The sequence below is a fragment of the Pseudomonas cichorii genome (assembly GCF_003700275.1).
In the GTDB taxonomy this organism is placed as follows: Bacteria; Pseudomonadota; Gammaproteobacteria; order Pseudomonadales; family Pseudomonadaceae; genus Aquipseudomonas; species Aquipseudomonas cichorii_B.
In genome coordinates, this window is the sequence record NZ_RBRE01000060.1 from 74611 (window position 1) to 94527 (window position 19917).

Below are 19917 nucleotides of genomic sequence, written 5' to 3' on the forward strand. Positions count from 1 at the left end.
CCTTTTGAGCCGATGACCGGTAGAAAATCGCGGCACGGATAATCCTTGTATTTACAACTCACCTGATTGAAAGCCGTCATGTGTAAATTCAATGAAACAGTTCAACTATGTTCATGTTGGTATTCAGCCGTCGACTTTTCTGACGCCAGCACGATGACGATATAACTCCTACCCTTTAACTTTATTGAAGTGGCAATTGTCCACTTTCGCTCCATAGTGCGCGCAACGATGAATGGAGGCGATCAATGCCCGGAATTCAGGGACGAGTTCCAGAGAGCCACCTTCCTTTAGTTGTGGACCTTAATGGCACTTTAATACGATCGGATGTGCTATTTGAAACCGGCATGGCGTTTATCCGTCATCATCCGCTGCAATTGTTCAGGTTGCTGGGTTGGTTGCTGCAGGGTAAATCCGTTATCAAACAAGGCCTGGCGCTGGCGACACGAATCGATGTTTCCGTCTTGCCCTATGACCCGGCCGTCATTCACTACATAACGACTGAACGCAGCAGCGGGCGCCTCGTCATTCTGGCGACAGCCACTCATGACAGTCTGGCCCGACGCATCGCCCAGCATCTGCAACTGTTCGATCTGGTCTGGGCGTCTCATGACAGGCTGAACCTTTCGGCCCGACGCAAGCGCGATGCCCTGATCAGAAACTATGGCAAAGGCGGCTTCGATTACATCGGCAACTCACGGGACGACCTGTGCATCTGGCAAGCCTCACGCAAAGCCATCCTGGTCAATCCGCTGCCCGACGTTGAAAACAGCGCCCAGGCCCTGGGCAATGTCGAACAGGTCATCCACTCCAACAGCACCAGCCTGAAGGACTGGAGCAAGGCGCTGCGCCTTTACCAGTGGGTGAAGAATGTCCTGATATTCGTCCCGCTGCTGGCGGCTCATCAGCTTCAACAACCGTTTCTGCTGCTCGACGGCCTGTTGGCGTTTGTCTGCTTTGGCCTCTGCGCGTCCAGCATCTATGTGTTCAATGACTTGCTGGATCTGGATGACGACCGGCGGCATCGAAGCAAATGCCAGCGCCCCTTCGCCAGCGGTCGCCTGTCGATCAAGGCCGGGCTGGCGGTAATGCCAGTGCTGCTGATCGCCGCCTTCAGCGGCGCCCTGCTGTTGCCCGGCCAGTTCACGCTGGTACTGGCCGCCTACTGCCTGCTGACCCAGGCCTACTCGTTACGCCTGAAACACTACATGGTCATCGACGTCATCGTACTCGCCATGCTCTATACCGCACGCATCCTGGCGGGCGCCGCCGTATTCGGCCTGCCGCTGACCTTCTGGATCCTGGCATTCTCGATGTTTCTGTTCCTCAGCCTGGCGCTGGTCAAGCGGTATGCCGAATTGCGCGAAATACAGGGCCGGGAACAGCAGGACAGGCTTCATGTACGCGGTTACTTCACCGACGACCTGCAGATGATCGCATCGCTGGGTGCTTCGTCCGGGCACCTGGCAGTCATGGTGCTGGCGCTGTATATCCACGAAGGTGCGACCATTGTGCTTTACCAGCGCCCGCATCTGATCTGGCTGGCCTGCCCATTGCTGCTGTTCTGGATCACCCGGATCTGGATGCTCACTCACCGCGGGCTGATGAACCAGGATCCGCTGGTCTTCGCCATTCACGACCGGATCAGCCAGGGGGTCGGTTTTCTGTTCCTGCTGGTGTTCTGGGCTGCGGCATGAGTGCGCCGCTCTACTCGTGGGGAGGCTATCCCCCGTTCGCCCAGCACGGCCACGACTGTGCCTGGAGCGACGAGTTGCCCGGGCTTCTGGACAGAATCGTCATGACCCATGGCAGCAGCCTGGCCTTCGGCAATGGCCGCAGCTATGGCGACAGCTGCCTGGCAAGCAGCGACCATGTGCTGCACATGCGCTCGCTGGATCGTTTCATCCACGCCGACTGGCAGACGGGCTTCATCCGGGTCGAGGCCGGCATCAGCCTGGCCGAGATACTTGCAGCGGCGATCCCTCACGGCTGGTTTCTGCCGGTAACGCCGGGCACCCGCTTCGTCACGGTCGGCGGCGCCATCGCCAACGATGTGCATGGCAAGAACCATCATTTGCGCGGCACCTTTGGCAATCATGTCCTGCGCCTTGGCCTGGTACGTCACGGCGAACAGGCCATGACCTGCTCGGCCGTGGAAAACCCGCTCTTGTTCGCCGCCAGCATCGGCGGGCTGGGACTGACCGGCATCATTCATTGGGCCGATCTGCAGTTGATGCCGATCCGCAACAGCCAGATCGCCAGCCGAATCATCCGTTTCGCCAACATTGCCGAGTTTTTCGCGCTCTCGGATGAGCTGGACCACAAACACGAATACAGCGTGGCCTGGATCGACTGCCTGGCCAGCGGCAAACAGCTTGGGCGCGGGGTTTATCTGTTTGGCGATCACGCCCGCTACGGCTCGTTGCAGGTGGAAACGCCAGGCAGCCTGAACCTGCCACTGACGCCTCCGGTTTCATTGATCGGCAGCCTCGCAGTACGAGTCTTCAATTCGCTGTACTGGCATGCTCACGGCACAGACCCTGCGCCACGCCGCAGCAGTTATCAGCGGTTTTTCTACCCGCTGGATCATATCGCTCACTGGAACCGTGCCTATGGCCGCCAGGGCTTCCAGCAATACCAATGTGTGATTCCCGAAACCAATGCCCGGTCCGCCGTGCCCGAACTGCTCGAAACAGTGGCGGCATACGGCAAGGGTTCGTTTCTGGCGGTACTCAAGCGCTGCGGGGACATTGCCTCGCCGGGCCTGCTGTCGTTTCCGATGCCCGGCACCTCCCTGGCCCTGGACCTTGCCCATGACCACGAACTGGCCGGCTCGCTGTTGCCGCGCCTGGACGCCATCGTCCACAGCGCTGGCGGACGACTGTACCCGGCCAAGGACGCCCACATGAGCGGCAGCGACTTCCGCCGGGCCTATCCGGCCTGGGAGCGACTGGAAGCGTTGCGCGATCCCTTTCTGATGTCCCGCTTCTGGAAACGAGTGACGCTATGAAACGAATCCTGATCATTGGTGCTACATCTGCCATCGCCACAGCCTGCGCCAGGCTGTGGGCAGTACAAGGCTGTGATTTCTTCCTGGTTGCGCGCAATAGCGGAAAACTGCACAGCACCGCGGCTGACCTCAAGGCCAGGGGCGCGAAAGCCATTACGCTGCATGAGATGGACGCCACGCATTTTGCCGAGCACCCGAAAATGCTCCTCGACTGCCTGACCGCGCTGGGCCAGATCGATGTCGCGCTGATCGCCCACGGCACCCTGCCCGACCAACAGGCCTGCGAGCAGAATGTCGGCCTGATGCTTCAGGAGTTCATCACCAATGCCGCTTCGACCATTGCCCTGCTGACCTTGCTGGCCAGGCAGTTTGAAGTGCAGCGCTGCGGCAGTCTGGCGGTGATTTCCTCGGTAGCCGGCGACCGTGGTCGGCCTTCCAACTATCTGTATGGTTCGGCCAAGGCCGCCGTCTCGACCTTCAGCGAAGGTTTGCAGGCCCGCCTGTTCAAGGCTGGCGTGCATGTCATGACCATCAAGCCCGGCTTCGTCGATACCCCCATGACGCGCGGCCTGTCGTTGCCTGCCGCACTGGTGGCGCAACCGGCGCAGGTTGCCGAGCGAATCGTCAGCGGCATCGAGCGCAAATCAACGACCCTCTACGTGCCGGGTTTCTGGGCGCTGCTCATGCTGCTGATTCGTGCGATTCCCCAGCCCTTGTTCAAAAGGCTCGATCTTTGATCGGCGATGCACATCACCTGCTTCTCAACTGTCAGCAGTAACCTCTTCCCGGAGCAGTCCGGCACCACTCAGAGAGCTTTCCATGAATCCGGAAAAAGCCCAGCGCGCCGCCTCGTTTTTCCCGCTCGCTCCCCTGCTGCTGTTATGTGCCGTTATCGCCGCAAGCTTTATCGCCTCAAGCGGGCCGATCCAGTGGCGGGACAACGGCATGTTTCTGTTCGATGCCAGCCAGGGCCAGTATTTCAGTCAGTCTCTCGCAGCCGTGGAGCATCCTTTCTATAAATTCTTCACCAGCATTTTCTTCCAGTTGTTCGGCCAGCAGGCACTGAGCCTGCTCAATTCGATGCTGTTGCTGCCACTGGCCTGGATCATCCATCGCCTGGCCACAAGCGTTGGGGCCACATCGCGGCAGGCCGTACTGGCTGCGCTGGTCAGCGTGCTGGCCCACTGCGTGTTCTGGATCTCGACCAAGGCGGATGTCTACCTGCTGCATGCCATGTTCGTGCTGCTGGCCTATTGGCTGCAGTTCAGTACAGAACAACGCCTTGGCGAACTGAAAAAGCTGTTGCTTATCGGCCTGCTGAGCGGGCTTGGCGCCGCCACTCACCAGTTGACCTTTGTGGTGCTGCTGCCGCTGTATATCCAGCTGCTGTCTCACCACCGGCTACGAACGCTGATGATCCTGCCTGGTTTCATCGTCGGATTCGCAACCGCCTTGCCCGCCATCGCCCATGACTTGCAAGGTTCAATGAGCCTGCTGGAAATCGGCCGTCGCTACTTCACCGGGGCGTCCGCCATCGCCACCGAGATCAACCGGGAAGGCAGCCTGCTGCGCTTCGACCTCATGTGGTACGAGAAAAAAACCGTGGGCCTGCTGTTGCTTTCATTGCTGGGTCCGCAACTGTTCGGGTTGTTGATCTTTCCCCGGGACAAACGGCAGCGCCTGCTGTGGAGCGCAGCATTTCTCAACCTGTTGTTTGCTGCTTCCTACAATGTCACCGACCGCTTTGCCTTCTTTGTTCCGGGCGTGGCGATCTTCAGCATTCTCGGGGTAATCCGGCTCCAGGCATTGTTGGCCAGAATCCGACCGGGCAATGCCTTGCTGACGCTGTCGGCATTGACTTCGCCCATCGCAATCCTGTTCGTTCATGCGCTCTACAGCAATGGCCTGCTTCGCTTGCCGGCCCATATCGAAGCACTGCCGTTTCGCGACGATATCCATTACTTCATGACGCCCTATCTGCCGGATCGCTCGGCCGAGCGTTTCGTGCACGCCTATCAAGCATCCGTACCCGAAGGTGCATTGCTGATCGCCGACCCGGAACCCATGGGCGCCCTGCGTTCGGCCCAGGCATTGGGCATGTTGCGCGGTCGCAAGCTGGCAATGTGCAGCGAGCCGGCGCGCATTCACGACTACCTCGACAGTGCCGGTGCGTACCTGGCGCGCCTGAGCTACTGCACGCTGATCGCCGAGCAGTATCGACTGGAAAGCTGGACGCCGGGATATGCGCTGCATATCAAGTGATACGCCCTTGTCGCCGGAGGTCTCTTGGCAAAAAACACTTGCACAGAAAGTATTACGGTATACCATCAGACAAAAATACCGGCTCTGCCTTTCTGGAGCGCCACGATTGAACCGAGGTGAGTGTCATGAAATTTTCGTTGTTCGTGCACATGGAACGCTGGGATGAACAAGTCAGTCATCGTCAGTTGTTCGAGGACCTGACCGAGCTGACGCTGATGGCCGAAAAAGGCGGATTCAGCACTGTCTGGATCGGCGAACACCATGCGATGGAATACACCATTTCGCCAAGCCCGATGCCGCTGCTGGCCTACCTCGCGGCCAGGACCAGCACCATTCACCTGGGCGCAGGCACCATCATTGCGCCGTTCTGGCATCCGCTGCGAGTGGCAGGCGAATGTGCACTGCTGGATGTGATCAGCAACGGGCGCATGGAAGTGGGTCTGGCCCGTGGCGCCTATCAGGTCGAGTTCGATCGCATGGCCGGTGGCATGCCTGCTTCCGAAGGCGGCAAGGCCCTGCGCGAGATGGTTCCGGTGGTCAAGGCGCTGTGGCAAGGCGACTACGCACATGATGGCGATATCTGGAAATTCCCGACTTCCACCTGCGTGCCCAAACCGATCAAGACCCCGCCGATGTGGATTGCGGCCCGCGACCCGGATTCGCACAACTTCGCGGTGCAGAATGGCTGCAACGTGATGGTTACACCGTTGATGAAAGGCGACGGAGAAGTCGTCGACCTGAAGAACAAGTTTCAGGCTGCGCTGGATAACAATCCTGAAGTCCCGCGCCCGCAATTGATGGTCCTGCGCCATACCCACGTGCACAGCGCAGACGATCCCGATGGCTGGAAAGTCGGTGCTACGGCGATCTCGAAGTTCTATCGCACCTTCGATGCCTGGTTCGGCAACAAGCAGGCGCCGGTCAATGGCTTTCTCGCGCCAAGCCCGGAAGAGAAGTTCAAGGAGCGTCCCGAGTTCGAGCTGGCGAACATCCGCAAGAACACCATGATCGGCACGCCGGAAGAAATCATCCCGCGCATCCGCTATTACCAGGAACTGGGCGTCGACGAGTTCAGCTTCTGGTGTGACAACAGCCTGTCACATGCCGAGAAAAAGAAATCGCTGGAACTGTTCATCAAGCATGTAGTGCCAGCGTTTCGTTAAGCATTCGCTCTGTCTGCATTAACAGCTTGCTGACGACATTTACCGTTGTCGCCAGCAAGCTGTCTCCCTTTTAATTACCAGCGCTGTACCAGAGACACCACAACACTTGACGAGGACAGAACCAGTGAATTCGCTCTTCCTGCAGGAGCGGTTTAATGGTTATAGGCACTCTCGTTGTGCTCGGCCAGATCCAGCCCCATCTCTTCCACCGACTCATGGGCCCGCAAGCCGATCAGTGCATTGACGACCTTGAGAATCCCCCAACTGACCACGAAGCAGTAAACCGTGGTGAACAGTACGCCCTTGATCTGCGCAATCACTTGAGCGCCCATGCTCACATCCGGCACCAGGCCGCCCAGCGCCGGGACGCAGAACACGCCGGTCAGAACCGCACCGATCATCCCGCCCACGCCATGCAGGCCGAAGACATCGAGGCTGTCGTCATAACCCAGGCGCTTCTTCAGTACCGTCACGCTCAGGTAGCAGAAAACACCGCACAGCAAGCCGATGGCCAGCGCGCCGCCGACGCCGACATAGGCACAGGCCGGTGTGATGCCCACCAGACCGGCTAAGGCACCGCTGGCCAACCCCAGCGCACTGGGCTTGCCGACCTTGAACCACTCGGTGAACATCCAGCCGAGAATGCCGGCGCAGGCACCCACCTGGGTATTGAGCATGACAATCCCCGAGGTGCCGCTCAGGCCGCCGCCGGAACCGATGTTGAAGCCGAACCAGCCAACCCAGAGCATCGCTGCACCGGCCATGGTCAGACTCAGGTTGTGCGCGGGCATCGGTGTATTCTGATAACCCTTGCGCTTGCCCAGCACCAGACAAGCCGCCAGCGCGGCAACACCGGCATTGATATGCACCGCAGTGCCACCAGCGAAATCCAGCACGCCCCAGTTATGCATCAGCGCACCGGCCCCGCCCCAGACCATATGCGCTACAGGCGCATAGACCAGCGTGAACCAGATCGCCATGAACAGCAGCGCTGCCGAGAACTTCATGCGCTCGGCAAAGGCTCCGGCGATCAGCGCCGGAGTGATGATGGCGAAGGTCATCTGAAAGGTCACGAACACGCCTTCCGGAATCTCGCCCACCAGACTGTCCGGCGTCATGCCTGCCAGAAACACCCGGCTGAAGCCACCGACAAAGCTGTTGAAGGTCACTTCGCCTGCAACCATGTTGCTGGTATCGATCACCATGCTGTAGCCGTAGACGATCCACAGTACGCCGACCAGACCGGCGATACCGAAACACTGGGTAAACAGTGACAGCATGTTCTTGGCGCGCACCAGACCGCCATAGAACAGCGCCAGACCGGGCAGGCACATGAACAACACCAGCACCGCTGCGGTGATCATCCAGGCGGTGCTGCCGGTATTCAAGGTGGGAGTTTCTGCCGCCTGCGCCAGAGGCATGCATGCTGCGAGCGTCAGTAAAGCCAGAAGGGATTTGCCGGGTAGACGATTAACCATGTTCAAAGCTCCTGCAAATGAATGGAAAGTGCCGGGCAGAAAGCAGAATGGTTCGGGACTGCGGGCCTTTGCGGCCTCTTTATGGATATGCATCTGTGCAATTGGTGGGAACGGCTTCAGCCGCGAAAATCTTCGCGGTTAAAACCGCTCCCACAGGGAGGTGAATCAGTACTGCGAACCGGGAATCCAGCTGGTGCCAGCCAATGGCACACGGGCCATGGCGGCAGACTCAACGGTCAGCGCCACAAGATCCTCGGGATCGAGGTTGTGCAGGTGCGACTTGCCACAGGCGCGGGCCATGGTCTGGGCTTCCAGTACCAGTACACGCAAGTAGTTCGCCAGGCGCCGGCCACCTTCTATCGGGTCCAGCCGCTTGGACAATTCCGGGTCTTGGGTGGTGATGCCCGCCGGATCACGGCCGTTCTGCCAGTCATCATAGAAACCGGCCGCCGAACCGATTTTCTTCAGTTCCTCGTCCAGACGCGGATGGTTGTCACCCAGGGCAATCAGCGCCGCCGTGCCGATGGCCACGGCATCGGCGCCGAGGGCCATGGCCTTGGCAACGTCGGCACCGTTACGGATGCCACCGGAAACGATCAATTGCACCTTGCGATGCATGCCCATTTCCTGCAACGCCTGAACGGCCTGGGGAATGGCCGGCAGAATCGGGATGCCCACGTGCTCGATGAACACTTCCTGAGTCGCCGCCGTGCCACCCTGCATGCCGTCGAGCACGATCACATCGGCCCCGGCCTTGACCGCCAGCTTGACGTCGTAATACGGGCGACTGGCGCCGATCTTGACGTAGATCGGCTTTTCCCAGTCGGTGATTTCCCGGATCTCGGCAATCTTGATCGCCAGATCGTCCGGGCCGGTCCAGTCCGGATGGCGACAGGCCGAACGCTGATCGACACCGATCGGTAGGGTACGCATGCCGGCCACCCGCTCGGTGACTTTCATGCCCAGCAGCATACCGCCGCCACCCGGCTTGGCGCCCTGCCCCAGGACGATTTCAATGGCATCCGCCTTGCGCAAGTCATCCGGGTTCATGCCGTAGCGCGACGGCAGGTACTGATAGACCAGATGCTGCGACTGACCGCGCTCTTCCGGAGTCATGCCGCCGTCGCCGGTGGTGGTGCTGGTACCGGCGATGGTCGCGCCGCGCCCCAGCGCTTCCTTGGCATTGGCCGACAAGGCACCAAAACTCATGCCGGCGATGGTCACCGGAATCTTCAGATGAATCGGCTTCTTGGCGAAACGATTGCCGAGGATCACATCGGTCCCGCACTTCTCGCGGTAGCCTTCCAGCGGATAGCGGGAAACGCTGGCACCGAGCAGCAGCAGATCGTCGAAATGCGGCAGCTTGCGCTTGGTGCCGCCGCCGCGAATATCGTAGATGCCGGTTTCTGCGGCACGCTGGATTTCCTGAATGGTCAGGCGGTCGAACGTGGCTGACTCGCGCAGGACTGGAGTAGTTTTTTCACTCATGATGATGCTCCTGAATCAGTACGCGGAAGCGTTATCGACTTTGAAGTTGTAGAGCTGGCGGGCCGAGCCGTAGCGTTTGAAGTCCGCCGCCTTTTCGTTGAAACCGGCGCGATTGAGCAGTTCCTGCAGCTCTTCCAGATGCTCGGCGCGCATCTCTTTTTCGATGCAGTCCGAGCCCAGCGACTCAACGCTGCCCTTGACGAAAATTCTGGTCTCATAAAGCGAATCGCCCAGCGCATCACCGGCGTCACCGCAGACCACCAGACGTCCGGCCTGACCCATGAAGCAGCTCATGTGACCGATGCTGCCACCGACCACGATGTCGATACCTTTCATGGAAATGCCGCAACGGGCGCCTGCGTCACCCTCGATCACCAACAGCCCGCCATGGGCCGTGGCTCCGGCCGCCTGGGAAGCGCTGCCCTTGACCCGGACATAGCCGGACATCATGTTCTCGGCGCAGCCCACACCCACGTTGCCGTGCACGGTGATCGACGCTTTCTGGTTCATGCCCGCACAGTAGTAACCGGCGTGTCCCTGGATATCCACGGACACTGCTTCATTGACGCCCACCGCCAGGTTGTGCGCGCCATTGGGATGAGTCACGACCCACTCGCGCTCTTCGACGGATAGGGCCTGATCATGCAAGGCCTGATTCAGCTCACGCACCGTGGCGCTGGACAGATCGATGGTCTTCATGGGCGTGCTCCTTGAGTCGACTCGCGTTCCCAGATGTACATGGTGGCGGGAACGGGTTCCCAGACTTTGGCCTTCTCGATACCCGGCAGGCTGGACAGCGCCTGGTATTCGGAAGCCATGGCGACGTAATCATCGGTTTCCGCGAGGATCGCGGGTTTGCAGGCAATCGGATCGCGAATCACCGCAAAGCCATTGCGCGTACCGATGGCAAAGGTAAAGAAGCCGTCGAGGTCTTCCAGGGATTTGTCCAGAGCCTGCTTGAGGGTGTCGCCCTGTTGCAGGCGCCAGGTCAGGTAACCGGCCGCCACTTCGGTGTCGTTCTCGGTCTCGAAAGTGATGCCTTCACGGCGCAGGTTCTGGCGCAGCCGCGAGTGATTGGACAGCGAGCCGTTATGCACCAGGCACAGGTCCGCGCCGGTGGAAAACGGGTGACTGCCTTCCATGGTCACCGCACTTTCGGTAGCCATGCGGGTGTGGCCAATGATGTGGCTGCCTTTCATCGAGCCCAGACCGAAGCGCCGGGAAATCTCTCTTGGCAAGCCCATGCCCTTGAGAATCTCGATGCTCTGCCCGGCACTCATGATCCGCACGGAAGGCGCAAGCTCGGCAAGCGCGGCACGTACAGGCGCTTCTTCGGCCTTGATCTTCAGCACGATGGCGCTGGCGTTCTGAAACCAGTCCAGAGACGCGCCCAGCTTGCCTTCCAGCGCGGCAACCAGCGCCTTGAAGTCATAATCTTCGGTAGTGGCCTGCAGGGTCAGCTTGAGCCAGCCATCAGCCACTTCATCGCCATAGATGGCAAAACCGGCGCTATCGGGACCACGATCGGTCATCGCTTCGAGCATCGGCTCGAACAGCTTCCCGAGCTGGGATTCCAGCGCCGGATTTTTCAGATACAAACCAACAATTCCGCACATGGGGAGGCCTCACTTTGTTCGGCAGCGGCAAGTTGCAAGCTTCAAGCTGCAAGATGGCTGCGTTGGTACTGATTTTTGTGGACGCCACGAGCTGCTTTCTCTTGCAGCTTGCAGCCAGAAACCTGCAGCTGGGTTTTAAAAAAACTCCGTATACCGCTTCACTTCCCAGTCACTCACATGGCGACTGTATTCCACCCACTCCATGCGCTTGAGCTTGATGAACTCGCTGACGATTTCGGGGCCAAGCACTTCGCTGAACAGCGGGTCGGCTTCCAGTGCGTCACAGGCTTCCTTGAGGGACTGCGGCAAAGTCTTGATGCCGCGTGCAGCGATTTCTTCAAGGCTCAGCTTGTAGAGGTTTTCGTTGCAGACGGTGTCGATTTCCAGTTTGCGGTCGATGCCGTCCAGCCCCGCCGCGATGATCGCAGCGCTGACCAGGTACGGATTGCAACCGGCGTCCGGCAGGCGGAATTCGAGGCGGCCATAAGGCACCCGAACCATGGCCGAGCGGTTGTTGGCGCCGAACGCGATAAAGGCGGGAGCCCAGGTCGCGCCGGAAAGTGAATTGCCCACTACCAGGCGCTTGTAGGAGTTGACTGTTGGTGCCGCGAAGGCACACAGCGCCGGACCATGGGCCAGCAGCCCGGCGGCAAAGTGATAAGCCATTTTCGACAGGCCCATGCCGCTCGGATCGCTGGCGTCATGGAACATGTTCTTGTTGGTCGCGCTGCTGATCGACAGGTGGAAATGCATGCCGTTGCCGGCGCGCTTGGGATCGGGCTTGGGCATGAACGAGCAGATCATGCCCATATCATTGGCGATCTCACCGGCAGCCATGCGGAAGAAGGTAAAACGATCCGCCGACTCCATGGCATCGCTGTAGGTGTAATTGATCTCGAACTGACCGTTGGCGTCTTCATGATCGATCTGATAGATATCGAACCCCACCGGTTGCAACGCTTCGGTCAAACGCTCCAGAAACTCGCGGGAACGTGACAGGCCCTTGTAGTCGTAGCACGGCTTGTCGAGGCTATCGCTGGTGTCCACCAGTTGCAGGCTGCCCATCGCGTCGCGCTTGAACAGGCTGAACTCGGGTTCCAGACCGGTATTGAGGGTCCAGCCCCGGTCACTCAGACGCTCGACCTGCTTCTGCAACACATAACGACTGTCATAAGGCCAGGGTTTACCCTCGACATGACCGATGCACACCACCCGGCCATAGCCCGGCTGCCAGGGCACCGGCGTCAGGGAAGAGAGATCACCCTTGGCCATGAAGTCCGGACCATGGGGCTCCATGCCCATGCCACAGATGGCGAAACCGGCAAAACCGGCGCCCTCTTCCGCCACCATTTGCAGGCCCGAGACCGGCACCGACTTGGTCTTGGAAGAGCCATGGATGTCGACGAACTGAGCCAGCACGTACTTGATGCCATGCTCCTCGATCAGACGCTGTGTTTCTGTTGGCAACATGAGACTTGTCTCCTGGCGAAAGCAAAACGTTGAGGTTGAGAACCGTTGTTTCACTGCCTGCCGGAATACTTATTCCAAGCAGGAAACTTACTTTCCCTACAGGAATGCAAAGCCCTTGCCAGTCTGGTATGCCAAAAGTCGAATTCATCCAGAGGCGGAATTTCCTCTGTATATATGGGAAACTCGTTTTCCTTGAGGGAATAATCCGCCGCAGGACGTTGTGCGGAGGCTGACATCGCACATTCATGGTGCGAAATAAAAATTATTGAGCGGAAACCGTGCAAAGCCGATGAATATGCCGAACGAACTACAGCCCAAGCTGAAGCTGGAGCAATATCTGGGCATCCAGATCAAGCGCCAGCGTCAGGCCCAGGAGTTGAAACTGGCCGATGTGGCGCGCATCGCGGGCATCAGCCAGGGAATGCTGAGCAAGATCGAAAACGCCCAGGTGTCCACCAGCCTGGAAAACCTCAGCCGTCTTTGCGACGTGCTGGGCATGCCGATGTCCAAGCTGTTCAGCCAGTACGACCAGCAAGGCAGCAGCGCGCTGCTGGTCAAGGCCGACGAAGGGCTGGAAGTGGTCAGGCGCGGGACCGAGAAAGGCCACACCTATCACCTGCTCAACCATACCCGCGGGCCCAAGAAAAGTTTCGAGGCCTATATGGTGTCGATGGACGATGCCAGCGAAGAATTCCCAACCTTTTCCCATCCCGGCACCGAGTTCCTGCACCTGCTGGAAGGTGAGCTGATCTACCGGCATGGCAACCAGCTCTATCGTCTGGAAGCCGGTGACAGCCTGACCTTCGACGGCGAAATTCCCCATGGCCCGGAGCAACTGGTGCAAGTGCCGATCCGCATGCTGTCGATCATGAATTATGGGGCGCAGGGCGAGTGATCCTGTAAGTCTTGCGTTTTTTCGCGAATGAATTGGCTCCTACCGACTCCTGATAGTCATGGGTTGGTGGTTGCAGGGCCGCAACGGCCCGCGCAGGAGCGAATTCATTCGCGAAGCCGTTCTCTTCATTCCCCCTCAAAAATTTCCCTCCAGTAAAAAAAGTTTCCAGAAACCGCTGGACGCTGCCCCCTTCTTTCACCTATAAAACGCAAATTGTGAATATTTAATTCCTGATAGGAATTTTTATTCACCCATAAAAATGTGTTTTACCCCCGAATCTTTCGCCCTGCGCTGAGCTGCCGCCATTTCCAGAGGACAAGCCATGCAACACGAAAAGAACCATTTCATCCTGAAGATCAGCTGCCCGGCGACCTCCGGCATTGTTGCGGCGGTGACTTCCTATCTGGCCGACAACCAGTGCTACATCGGGGAAATGGCCCAGTTCGATGATGAGTTCAGCGGCAAATTCTTCATGCGCGCGGTATTTCGTTTCAATGCTGGTCATGACGGCGATATCCAGCAGCTCAAGGATGGTTTCGATGCCGTCGCCAGCGACTTTTCCATGCAGTGGGAGCTGCACGACACTCGCCAGCCCATGCGGGTGCTGCTGATGGTCAGCAAGTTCGACCACTGCCTGACCGACCTTCTGTACCGCTATCACAAAGGCGAGATGGAGATGACCATCACCGCCATCGTCTCCAATCACCTGGACCTGCGGCCGATGGCCGAACGCGAGGGCATTCGTTTCATCTACCTGCCGGTCACGAAGGAAACCAAGGCCCAGCAGGAAGCCGCGCTGATGAAGGTGGTCGATGAAACCGGCACCGAACTGGTAGTGCTCGCCCGCTACATGCAGATTCTCTCCGATGACCTGTGCCAGCAACTTTCGGGCCGGGCGATCAATATTCACCATTCCTTTCTGCCCGGTTTCAAGGGCGCCAAGCCTTATCACCAGGCTTACGAACGTGGCGTGAAGCTGATCGGCGCCACTGCGCATTACGTCACCAGCGACCTGGACGAAGGCCCGATCATCGAGCAGGAAGTGCAGCGCGTCGATCACGTCTACCTGCCCGAGGACCTGGTGGCCGCAGGCCGTAATAACGAAACCATTGCGTTGTCCAGGGCGGTGAAATACCACCTTGAGCATCGCGTGTTCCTCAACACCGACAGAACGGTGATCTTCCGGTGAACACTTCAAAAGTGATTGATGGCAAGGCGGCAGCCGGGCGTGTGCTGCAGCAGGTCAAAGCCGATGTGCAGCGCCTCAAAAGCGAAGGCATCGAGCCTGCGCTGGCGGTGATTCTGGTGGGTGAAGACCCGGCCAGTCAGGTCTATGTGCGCAACAAGATCCTGCGCGCCGAGGAAGCCGGAATCCATTCGCTGGAATACCGTTTGCCCGCCGACAGTTCCCAGGCCCGCTTGCTGGCTCTGATCGCCGAGCTCAATGCCGAGCCGAAGGTCAACGGCATTCTGTTGCAACTGCCGCTGCCGGCGCATATCGAAGAAACCCGCGCCTTGCAGGCCATCGATCCCGCCAAGGATGTGGACGGTTTTCACAGTGAAAACGTCGGCGGCCTGAGTCAGGGTCGCGATGTCCTGACGCCTTGCACGCCCAGTGGCTGCATGCAGTTGCTGGAGGAAGCCTGCGGCGATCTGACCGGCAAGCATGCGGTGGTGATCGGCCGTTCCAATATCGTTGGCAAACCCATGGCTGCCCTGCTGCTCAAGGCTCATTGCTCGGTGACCGTGGTGCATTCGCGCAGCGTCGACGCCAAGGCCTTGTGCCAGTTGGCCGATATCGTGGTCGCCGCAGTCGGTCGTCCACGCATGATCGATGCCGGCTGGCTCAAGCCTGGCGCCGTGGTGATCGACGTTGGCATCAATCGTATTCAGGACAACGACCGCAGCCGCCTGGTCGGCGATGTGGATTTCGACAGTGCCTTGCCTCAGGTATCGGCCATTACCCCGGTGCCCGGCGGCGTCGGCCCAATGACCATTGCCTTTCTGATGAAAAACACCGTGACCGCTGCCCGGCAGCAGGCCCAAGCGCAACGTAGCCAATCGGAGGCCGTATGCCTTTCAATCTATTGAAGTACGGGCTTAGCTCGGAGTATCCGGTCGAGGTGGATCTGCCCGCCCCCAAGGAACTCAAATCGTCCTATGACGTGGTCATTATCGGTGGCGGCGGCCACGCGCTGTCCACGGCCTACTACCTGTCCCGATACCACGGCATCACCAATATCGCCGTACTGGAAAAAGGCTATCTGGGCGGGGGCAATACCGCGCGCAACACGGCGGTGATCCGCTCCAACTACCTCACCAGCGAAGGCGTCCGGTTCTATGCCGAGTCGGTGAAGATGTTCCAGAGCCTGTCCAACGAATTCGACTTCAACATCATGTATTCCGAACGCGGTCAGTTGACGCTGGCGCACACCGACGCAACGGTGCGCTCGTTTCGCCAGCGGGCCGAGGTCAACAAGCACTTCGGTGGCCGCACCGAAATGATCGACCGCCAGCAGATTCGCGAACTGGTGCCGTCGCTCAACCTGGACCCCGGCCACCTGCCAGTGCTCGCCGGTTTGTGGCATATCGACGGCGGCACCGCCCGGCATGATGCCGTGGCCTGGGGCTATGCCAAGCAGGCTGCCAAACGCGGTGTGGAAATTCATCAGCTCACCGAGGTTCAGGAGCTGATCATCGATAACGGCACCATCACTGCAGTGAAGACCAATCGCGGCACCATCAAGTGTGGCTGCGCGGTACAGGCGGTTGCGGGCATGAGTTCGCAACTGATGAAAAAGGCCGGGATTCGCTCGCCGATCCAGACCTTCCCGCTGCAAGCCATGGTTACCCAGCCGTTCAAGCCGTTTCTCGATCCGCTGGTGAGCTCGTCGGCCCTGCATTGCTATGTACAGCAGACCAGCCGCGGCGAAGTGGTATTTGGCGGCGGCTCTGATCCGTACCCGCTGTTCAATACCCGCTCCACGCTGGATTTGAAGGAAAGCCTGCTGGCTCACGCCATCGAAATGTTCCCGTTTCTGGCCAACGCCAAACTAATGCGTCAATGGGCCGGGATCACCGACATGACGCCGGACTACAGCCCGATCATGGGGCTGTCGCCGGTGAAGAATTACTACCTCGACGCTGGCTGGGGCACCTGGGGCTTCAAGGCCACGCCCATCTGCGGCAAGACCATGGCCGAACTGGTGGCCAGCGGCGGCAAGGTGCCGGACCTGATCAAACCCTTTGCTCTGGAACGTTTCTCGACCTTCCGGCAAGTCAACGAAATGGGCGCCACAGCAGCCAGCCACTGACGGAGAGCGAAACATGAAAGTCATGACATGCCCGCTCAACGGGCCGCGCAATATCAGCGAATTCACCTACGGCGGCGAGTTCAAGCACATGCCCGACCCGCAGACCTGCAGCGATGCCGAGTGGGCCGATTACGTCTTCAACAGTGAGGACACCCTTGGCGTGGTGCGCGAGTGGTGGATGCACAACCCGTCCAGCTACTGGTTTCTGGTCGAACGGCATACCGCCAGCGACGAAATCATCCGCACTTTCGATCCACGGGAAATCTTTACCGTCCGTATCGACTTCAGCCCTGCCCCGTCCAAGGAGATCGCAGGATGAGCACCCTGACCCGCCTGCCGGCCCCCATGGGCCTGTTGATCGATCGTAACCAGCCGCTGACTTTCAGTTTTGACGGCAAGTCCTATCAAGGCCTGCAAGGCGACAGCATCGCCAGCGCCCTGCTCGCCAATGGCCGTTTCCTGCTGTCGCGCTCGTTCAAATATCACCGTCCGCGCGGCCCGCTGACCATGGCCGGACAGGACGCCAACACCCTGGTCCAGTTGCCCAGCGAACCCAACGTGCTGGCCGATACCCATGTACTGGAAAACGGTCTTCAGGTGACCGGGCAGAACTTCAACGGCTCGCTGGATAACGACAAGGATGCCTACCTGGGCAAGTTCTCGAAGTTCATGCCGGTGGGCTTCTATTACCGTTCGTTCTACAAGCCCAAGGGCATGTGGAAAGTCTGGGAACCGATCATTCGCAAGAAAGCCGGCCTTGGCGTGCTGGATCTGCAATTCCAGCCGGAATATTACGACAAGGCTTATCTGTTCACCGATCTGGCAATCATCGGTGCCGGGCCTGCCGGCTTGCAGGCAGCCCTGACCGCCGCCAACGCCGGGGCCAAGGTGTTGCTGATCGAGCAGCAACCGATTCTTGGTGGCTCGCTGACCTATGCGCGCTTCGATATCGAAGGCCAGAGTGCGGAAAAGCTGCGTCGCAATCTGATCGATGCCGTGGAAGGTCACGCCAATATTCGCGTACTCAAACAGGCCACCTGCAACGCCTGGTTCACCGACAACTATCTGCCGGTAATTCAGGGCAAGCGCATGTACAAGGTGCGTGCGACTCATTGCCTGGTGTGCAGCGGCTCGTTCGACCAGCCAGTGATTTTCCGCAACAACGACTTGCCCGGCGTGATGCTGACCAGCGCCGCCCAGCGCCTGATGAAGCTGTATGCGGTCAAGCCCGGCAAACGCGCCGTGGTGCTGACCGGCAATGACGATGGCTATCTGGCCGCGCTGGACCTGCACGATCAGGGTGTGGAAGTGGTTGCCGTGGCCGACATGCGCGCCAATCCTGCGGACGGCGCGTTGCTTGCAGCCCTGGAAAAACGCGGCATTCCCTGCCACTCAAGTACCACGGTCTATGAAGCGCTGCATGAAAAAGGCCTGCGCCATGTCAGTGGCGCAGAGCTGCGCCGGATTACCGGCCAGGGTCAGGTTGCCAATAGTGGCCTGACGGTCGAGTGCGACCTGCTGTGCATGTCCGGCGGCTATATGCCGGTCTATCAGTTGCTGTGTCAGGCGGGCGGCAAGTTGAGCTACGACGATCAACTGTCGGAGTTCACCTTGAGCGGCCTGCCGAAGAACCTCAGCGTGGCCGGTTCGGTGCATGGCTACCATGCGCTGGACAACGTACTGGCCGATGCGGTCCAGGCCAGTGCCGACGTCTTGGCTGCGCTGGGCCTGGAGCCCAATCCCCATGCGCAGCCACTGCACAGCGAACCGCGTGTCAACTTTGCCTGGCCGATCTTTCCTCATCCCAAGGGCAAGGATTTCGTCGACTTCGATGAAGACCTGCAAGTACGCGACATCGTCAACGCTACGCGCATCGGCTATCGCGACGTGCAACTGGTCAAGCGCTATTCCACGGTCGGCATGGGCCCCTCACAAGGCCGTCATTCGGCATTGCCGACTGCACGCCTGGTGGCCTCTTCGACCCAGCGTACCGTCAGTGAAACCGGTGTCACCACTGCCCGTCCACCGTTCGAGGCCGAGAAGCTGGCGCATGTTGCCGGGCGTGCCTTCGATCCTTATCGGCAGACACCCATGCACAGTCGGCATGTGCAGGCCGGCGCGAAGATGATGCCTGCCGGTATCTGGCAGCGCCCGGCCTTTTACGGCAAGCCGTCGCAACGTGACGCCTGCATGCAGGCCGAAGCGCATCATGTTCGCAACAAGGTCGGAATCATCGATGTCTCGACTCTGGGCGGTCTGGATGTACGCGGCCCGGACGCCGCCGAACTGCTCAACCGCATGTACACCTTCGCCTTTCTCAAGCAGCCGGTGGGTCGTTCGCGCTACGCCTTGATGACCAACGAACAGGGCGTAGTGATCGATGATGGCGTCTGCGCCCGCTTCGCCGAGAATCATTTCTACGTGACCGCTACCACCAGTGGTGTCGATCGTATCTACCAGCAGATGCTCAAGTGGAACGCCCAGTGGCGCCTGAACGTGGACATCGCCAACGTTACTGCAGCCATTTCGGCGGTCAACGTGGCCGGACCGGACTCGCGCAAGGTGCTGGAGAAGGTCTGTTCCGATCTGGACCTGTCGGCTGAAGGCTTCCCGTACCTGGCGGTACGTCAAGGCAGCGTGGCCGGGATCAAGGCCCGCCTGCTGCGCGTCGGTTTCGTCGGCGAACTGGGTTACGAAATCCACGTTCCGGCCCGTCATGCCCTGCAACTCTGGGACGCACTGGTCGAAGCCGGAAAAGACTATGACATGCGCCCGTTCGGGGTCGAAACCCAGCGCCTGCTGCGTCTGGAAAAAGGCCACGTGATCATCAGCCAGGATACCGACGGCATGACTCATCCAGCCGAGATCGACATGGGCTGGGCAGTGAGTCGCAGCAAGCCGTTCTTTGTCGGCCGACGTTCGGTGGACATCCTTGAAGCGCAACCGCAGATACGCAAGCTGGTGGGTTTCACCCTGCCCAAGGCCAGCCCGCAGCCGCTGGAAGGTCATCTGGTGCTCAAGGGGCCGGATATCAGCGGCAACGTGACGTCCTGCGAGTACTCGCAAACCCTGGGCAGGATCATTGGTCTGGCGTATGCCGCCTTTGATCAGAGCACGCCCGGCCAGCAGATTCCGATTCGTGTCGAAGACGGTGTCGTGGTCCAGGCCACGGTGGTGAAACTGCCCTTCTTCGATCCTGAAAACCAGCGCCAGGAGCTTTGACA

16 protein-coding genes are annotated in these 19917 nt (G+C 59.5%); 11 read left to right on the forward strand and 5 right to left on the reverse strand.

Going from position 1 to position 19917, the window contains the following annotated elements; genetic code table 11:
- The first annotated feature begins 245 nt into the window (after nucleotides 1-245).
- The 5 genes from ALQ04_RS16795 to ALQ04_RS16815 all read left to right on the forward strand — a co-directional run bounded on the left by ALQ04_RS16795 (nucleotide 246) and on the right by ALQ04_RS16815 (nucleotide 6432).
- The gene (locus tag ALQ04_RS16795; RefSeq protein WP_122316880.1) at nucleotides 246-1694 is read left to right on the forward strand and encodes a UbiA family prenyltransferase; all 1449 of its coding nucleotides are present in this window, start codon (nucleotides 246-248) and stop codon (nucleotides 1692-1694) included.
- Nucleotides 1691-3007, forward strand: coding sequence for an FAD-binding oxidoreductase (locus tag ALQ04_RS16800; RefSeq protein ID WP_122316881.1), 1317 nt, complete (start codon nucleotides 1691-1693; stop codon nucleotides 3005-3007). The genes ALQ04_RS16795 and ALQ04_RS16800 overlap by 4 nt, the downstream gene beginning before the upstream one ends.
- Nucleotides 3004-3744, forward strand: a complete 741-nt coding sequence (locus ALQ04_RS16805) for an SDR family oxidoreductase (protein ID WP_122316882.1) — start codon at nucleotides 3004-3006, stop codon at nucleotides 3742-3744. The genes ALQ04_RS16800 and ALQ04_RS16805 overlap by 4 nt, the downstream gene beginning before the upstream one ends.
- Before the next feature lie 82 nt (nucleotides 3745-3826).
- A complete protein-coding gene (locus ALQ04_RS16810) occupies nucleotides 3827-5269 on the forward strand; it encodes a glycosyltransferase family 39 protein (protein WP_122316883.1) in 1443 nt (480 codons plus the stop codon).
- Nucleotides 5270-5394: 125 nt separating this feature from the next.
- The gene (locus tag ALQ04_RS16815; protein ID WP_122316884.1) at nucleotides 5395-6432 is read left to right on the forward strand and encodes an LLM class flavin-dependent oxidoreductase; all 1038 of its coding nucleotides are present in this window, start codon (nucleotides 5395-5397) and stop codon (nucleotides 6430-6432) included.
- A 152-nt stretch (nucleotides 6433-6584) separates the two neighbouring features.
- On the opposite strand, the gene ALQ04_RS16820 is transcribed toward ALQ04_RS16815, so the two are convergent.
- The 5 genes from ALQ04_RS16820 to glnT all read right to left on the reverse strand — a co-directional run bounded on the left by ALQ04_RS16820 (nucleotide 6585) and on the right by glnT (nucleotide 12484).
- A complete protein-coding gene (locus tag ALQ04_RS16820) occupies nucleotides 6585-7910 on the reverse strand; it encodes an ammonium transporter (protein WP_122316885.1) in 1326 nt (441 codons plus the stop codon).
- A 165-nt stretch (nucleotides 7911-8075) separates the two neighbouring features.
- Entirely contained in the window at nucleotides 8076-9398 is a 1323-nt protein-coding gene (locus ALQ04_RS16825; protein ID WP_115294359.1) for an FMN-binding glutamate synthase family protein, read from the reverse strand.
- A 15-nt stretch (nucleotides 9399-9413) separates the two neighbouring features.
- Nucleotides 9414-10097, reverse strand: a complete 684-nt coding sequence (locus tag ALQ04_RS16830) for a protein glxC (protein WP_122316886.1) — start codon at nucleotides 10095-10097, stop codon at nucleotides 9414-9416.
- A complete protein-coding gene (locus ALQ04_RS16835; protein WP_122316887.1) occupies nucleotides 10094-11014 on the reverse strand; it encodes a glutamine amidotransferase family protein in 921 nt (306 codons plus the stop codon). Before ALQ04_RS16835 ends, ALQ04_RS16830 begins: the two co-directional genes overlap by 4 nt.
- Before the next feature lie 135 nt (nucleotides 11015-11149).
- Nucleotides 11150-12484: a type III glutamate--ammonia ligase gene (glnT, locus tag ALQ04_RS16840; RefSeq protein WP_122316888.1), complete on the reverse strand. Its 1335-nt coding sequence runs from the start codon at nucleotides 12482-12484 to the stop codon at nucleotides 11150-11152.
- 289 nt (nucleotides 12485-12773) lie between these two features.
- Here glnT and ALQ04_RS16845 point away from each other — a divergent pair, with 289 nt between their 5' ends.
- From ALQ04_RS16845 to ALQ04_RS16870, 6 genes are all read left to right on the forward strand, one after another.
- On the forward strand, nucleotides 12774-13379 hold the full coding sequence (locus tag ALQ04_RS16845) for a helix-turn-helix domain-containing protein (RefSeq protein WP_122316889.1): 606 nt from the start codon (nucleotides 12774-12776) through the stop codon (nucleotides 13377-13379).
- A gap of 322 nt (nucleotides 13380-13701) precedes the next feature.
- Nucleotides 13702-14568 (forward strand): formyltetrahydrofolate deformylase, encoded by an 867-nt coding sequence (purU, locus tag ALQ04_RS16850; protein WP_122316890.1) that lies wholly within the window; start codon nucleotides 13702-13704, stop codon nucleotides 14566-14568.
- Nucleotides 14565-15470 (forward strand): bifunctional methylenetetrahydrofolate dehydrogenase/methenyltetrahydrofolate cyclohydrolase FolD, encoded by a 906-nt coding sequence (gene folD / locus ALQ04_RS16855; protein WP_122316891.1) that lies wholly within the window; start codon nucleotides 14565-14567, stop codon nucleotides 15468-15470. Before purU ends, folD begins: the two co-directional genes overlap by 4 nt.
- Complete coding sequence (locus tag ALQ04_RS16860) at nucleotides 15452-16693, forward strand: FAD-dependent oxidoreductase (RefSeq protein WP_122316892.1); 1242 nt, start codon at nucleotides 15452-15454, stop codon at nucleotides 16691-16693. The genes folD and ALQ04_RS16860 overlap by 19 nt, the downstream gene beginning before the upstream one ends.
- Before the next feature lie 13 nt (nucleotides 16694-16706).
- The gene (locus tag ALQ04_RS16865) at nucleotides 16707-17012 is read left to right on the forward strand and encodes a sarcosine oxidase subunit delta (protein ID WP_122316893.1); all 306 of its coding nucleotides are present in this window, start codon (nucleotides 16707-16709) and stop codon (nucleotides 17010-17012) included.
- Nucleotides 17009-19915, forward strand: a complete 2907-nt coding sequence (locus ALQ04_RS16870) for a 2Fe-2S iron-sulfur cluster-binding protein (RefSeq protein WP_122316894.1) — start codon at nucleotides 17009-17011, stop codon at nucleotides 19913-19915. The genes ALQ04_RS16865 and ALQ04_RS16870 overlap by 4 nt, the downstream gene beginning before the upstream one ends.
- The last annotated feature ends 2 nt before the right edge of the window (nucleotides 19916-19917 follow it).

Excerpts from the sequence above, each read along its gene's own strand:
- ALQ04_RS16795 (WP_122316880.1), top strand. The coding sequence starts at position 246 with ATGCCCGGAATTCAGGGACGAGTTCCAGAGAGCCACCTTCCTTTAGTT.
- purU (WP_122316890.1), top strand. The coding sequence starts at position 13,702 with ATGCAACACGAAAAGAACCATTTCATCCTGAAGATCAGCTGCCCGGCG.
- ALQ04_RS16870 (WP_122316894.1), top strand. The coding sequence starts at position 17,009 with ATGAGCACCCTGACCCGCCTGCCGGCCCCCATGGGCCTGTTGATCGAT.
- glnT (WP_122316888.1), bottom strand. The coding sequence starts at position 12,484 with ATGTTGCCAACAGAAACACAGCGTCTGATCGAGGAGCATGGCATCAAG.
- ALQ04_RS16860 (WP_122316892.1), top strand. The coding sequence starts at position 15,452 with ATGCCTTTCAATCTATTGAAGTACGGGCTTAGCTCGGAGTATCCGGTC.
- ALQ04_RS16865 (WP_122316893.1), top strand. The coding sequence starts at position 16,707 with ATGAAAGTCATGACATGCCCGCTCAACGGGCCGCGCAATATCAGCGAA.
- ALQ04_RS16830 (WP_122316886.1), bottom strand. The coding sequence starts at position 10,097 with ATGAAGACCATCGATCTGTCCAGCGCCACGGTGCGTGAGCTGAATCAG.
- ALQ04_RS16835 (WP_122316887.1), bottom strand. The coding sequence starts at position 11,014 with ATGTGCGGAATTGTTGGTTTGTATCTGAAAAATCCGGCGCTGGAATCC.
- ALQ04_RS16845 (WP_122316889.1), top strand. The coding sequence starts at position 12,774 with ATGAATATGCCGAACGAACTACAGCCCAAGCTGAAGCTGGAGCAATAT.
- ALQ04_RS16800 (WP_122316881.1), top strand. The coding sequence starts at position 1,691 with ATGAGTGCGCCGCTCTACTCGTGGGGAGGCTATCCCCCGTTCGCCCAG.
- ALQ04_RS16825 (WP_115294359.1), bottom strand. The coding sequence starts at position 9,398 with ATGAGTGAAAAAACTACTCCAGTCCTGCGCGAGTCAGCCACGTTCGAC.
- ALQ04_RS16810 (WP_122316883.1), top strand. The coding sequence starts at position 3,827 with ATGAATCCGGAAAAAGCCCAGCGCGCCGCCTCGTTTTTCCCGCTCGCT.
- ALQ04_RS16815 (WP_122316884.1), top strand. The coding sequence starts at position 5,395 with ATGAAATTTTCGTTGTTCGTGCACATGGAACGCTGGGATGAACAAGTC.
- ALQ04_RS16805 (WP_122316882.1), top strand. The coding sequence starts at position 3,004 with ATGAAACGAATCCTGATCATTGGTGCTACATCTGCCATCGCCACAGCC.
- ALQ04_RS16820 (WP_122316885.1), bottom strand. The coding sequence starts at position 7,910 with ATGGTTAATCGTCTACCCGGCAAATCCCTTCTGGCTTTACTGACGCTC.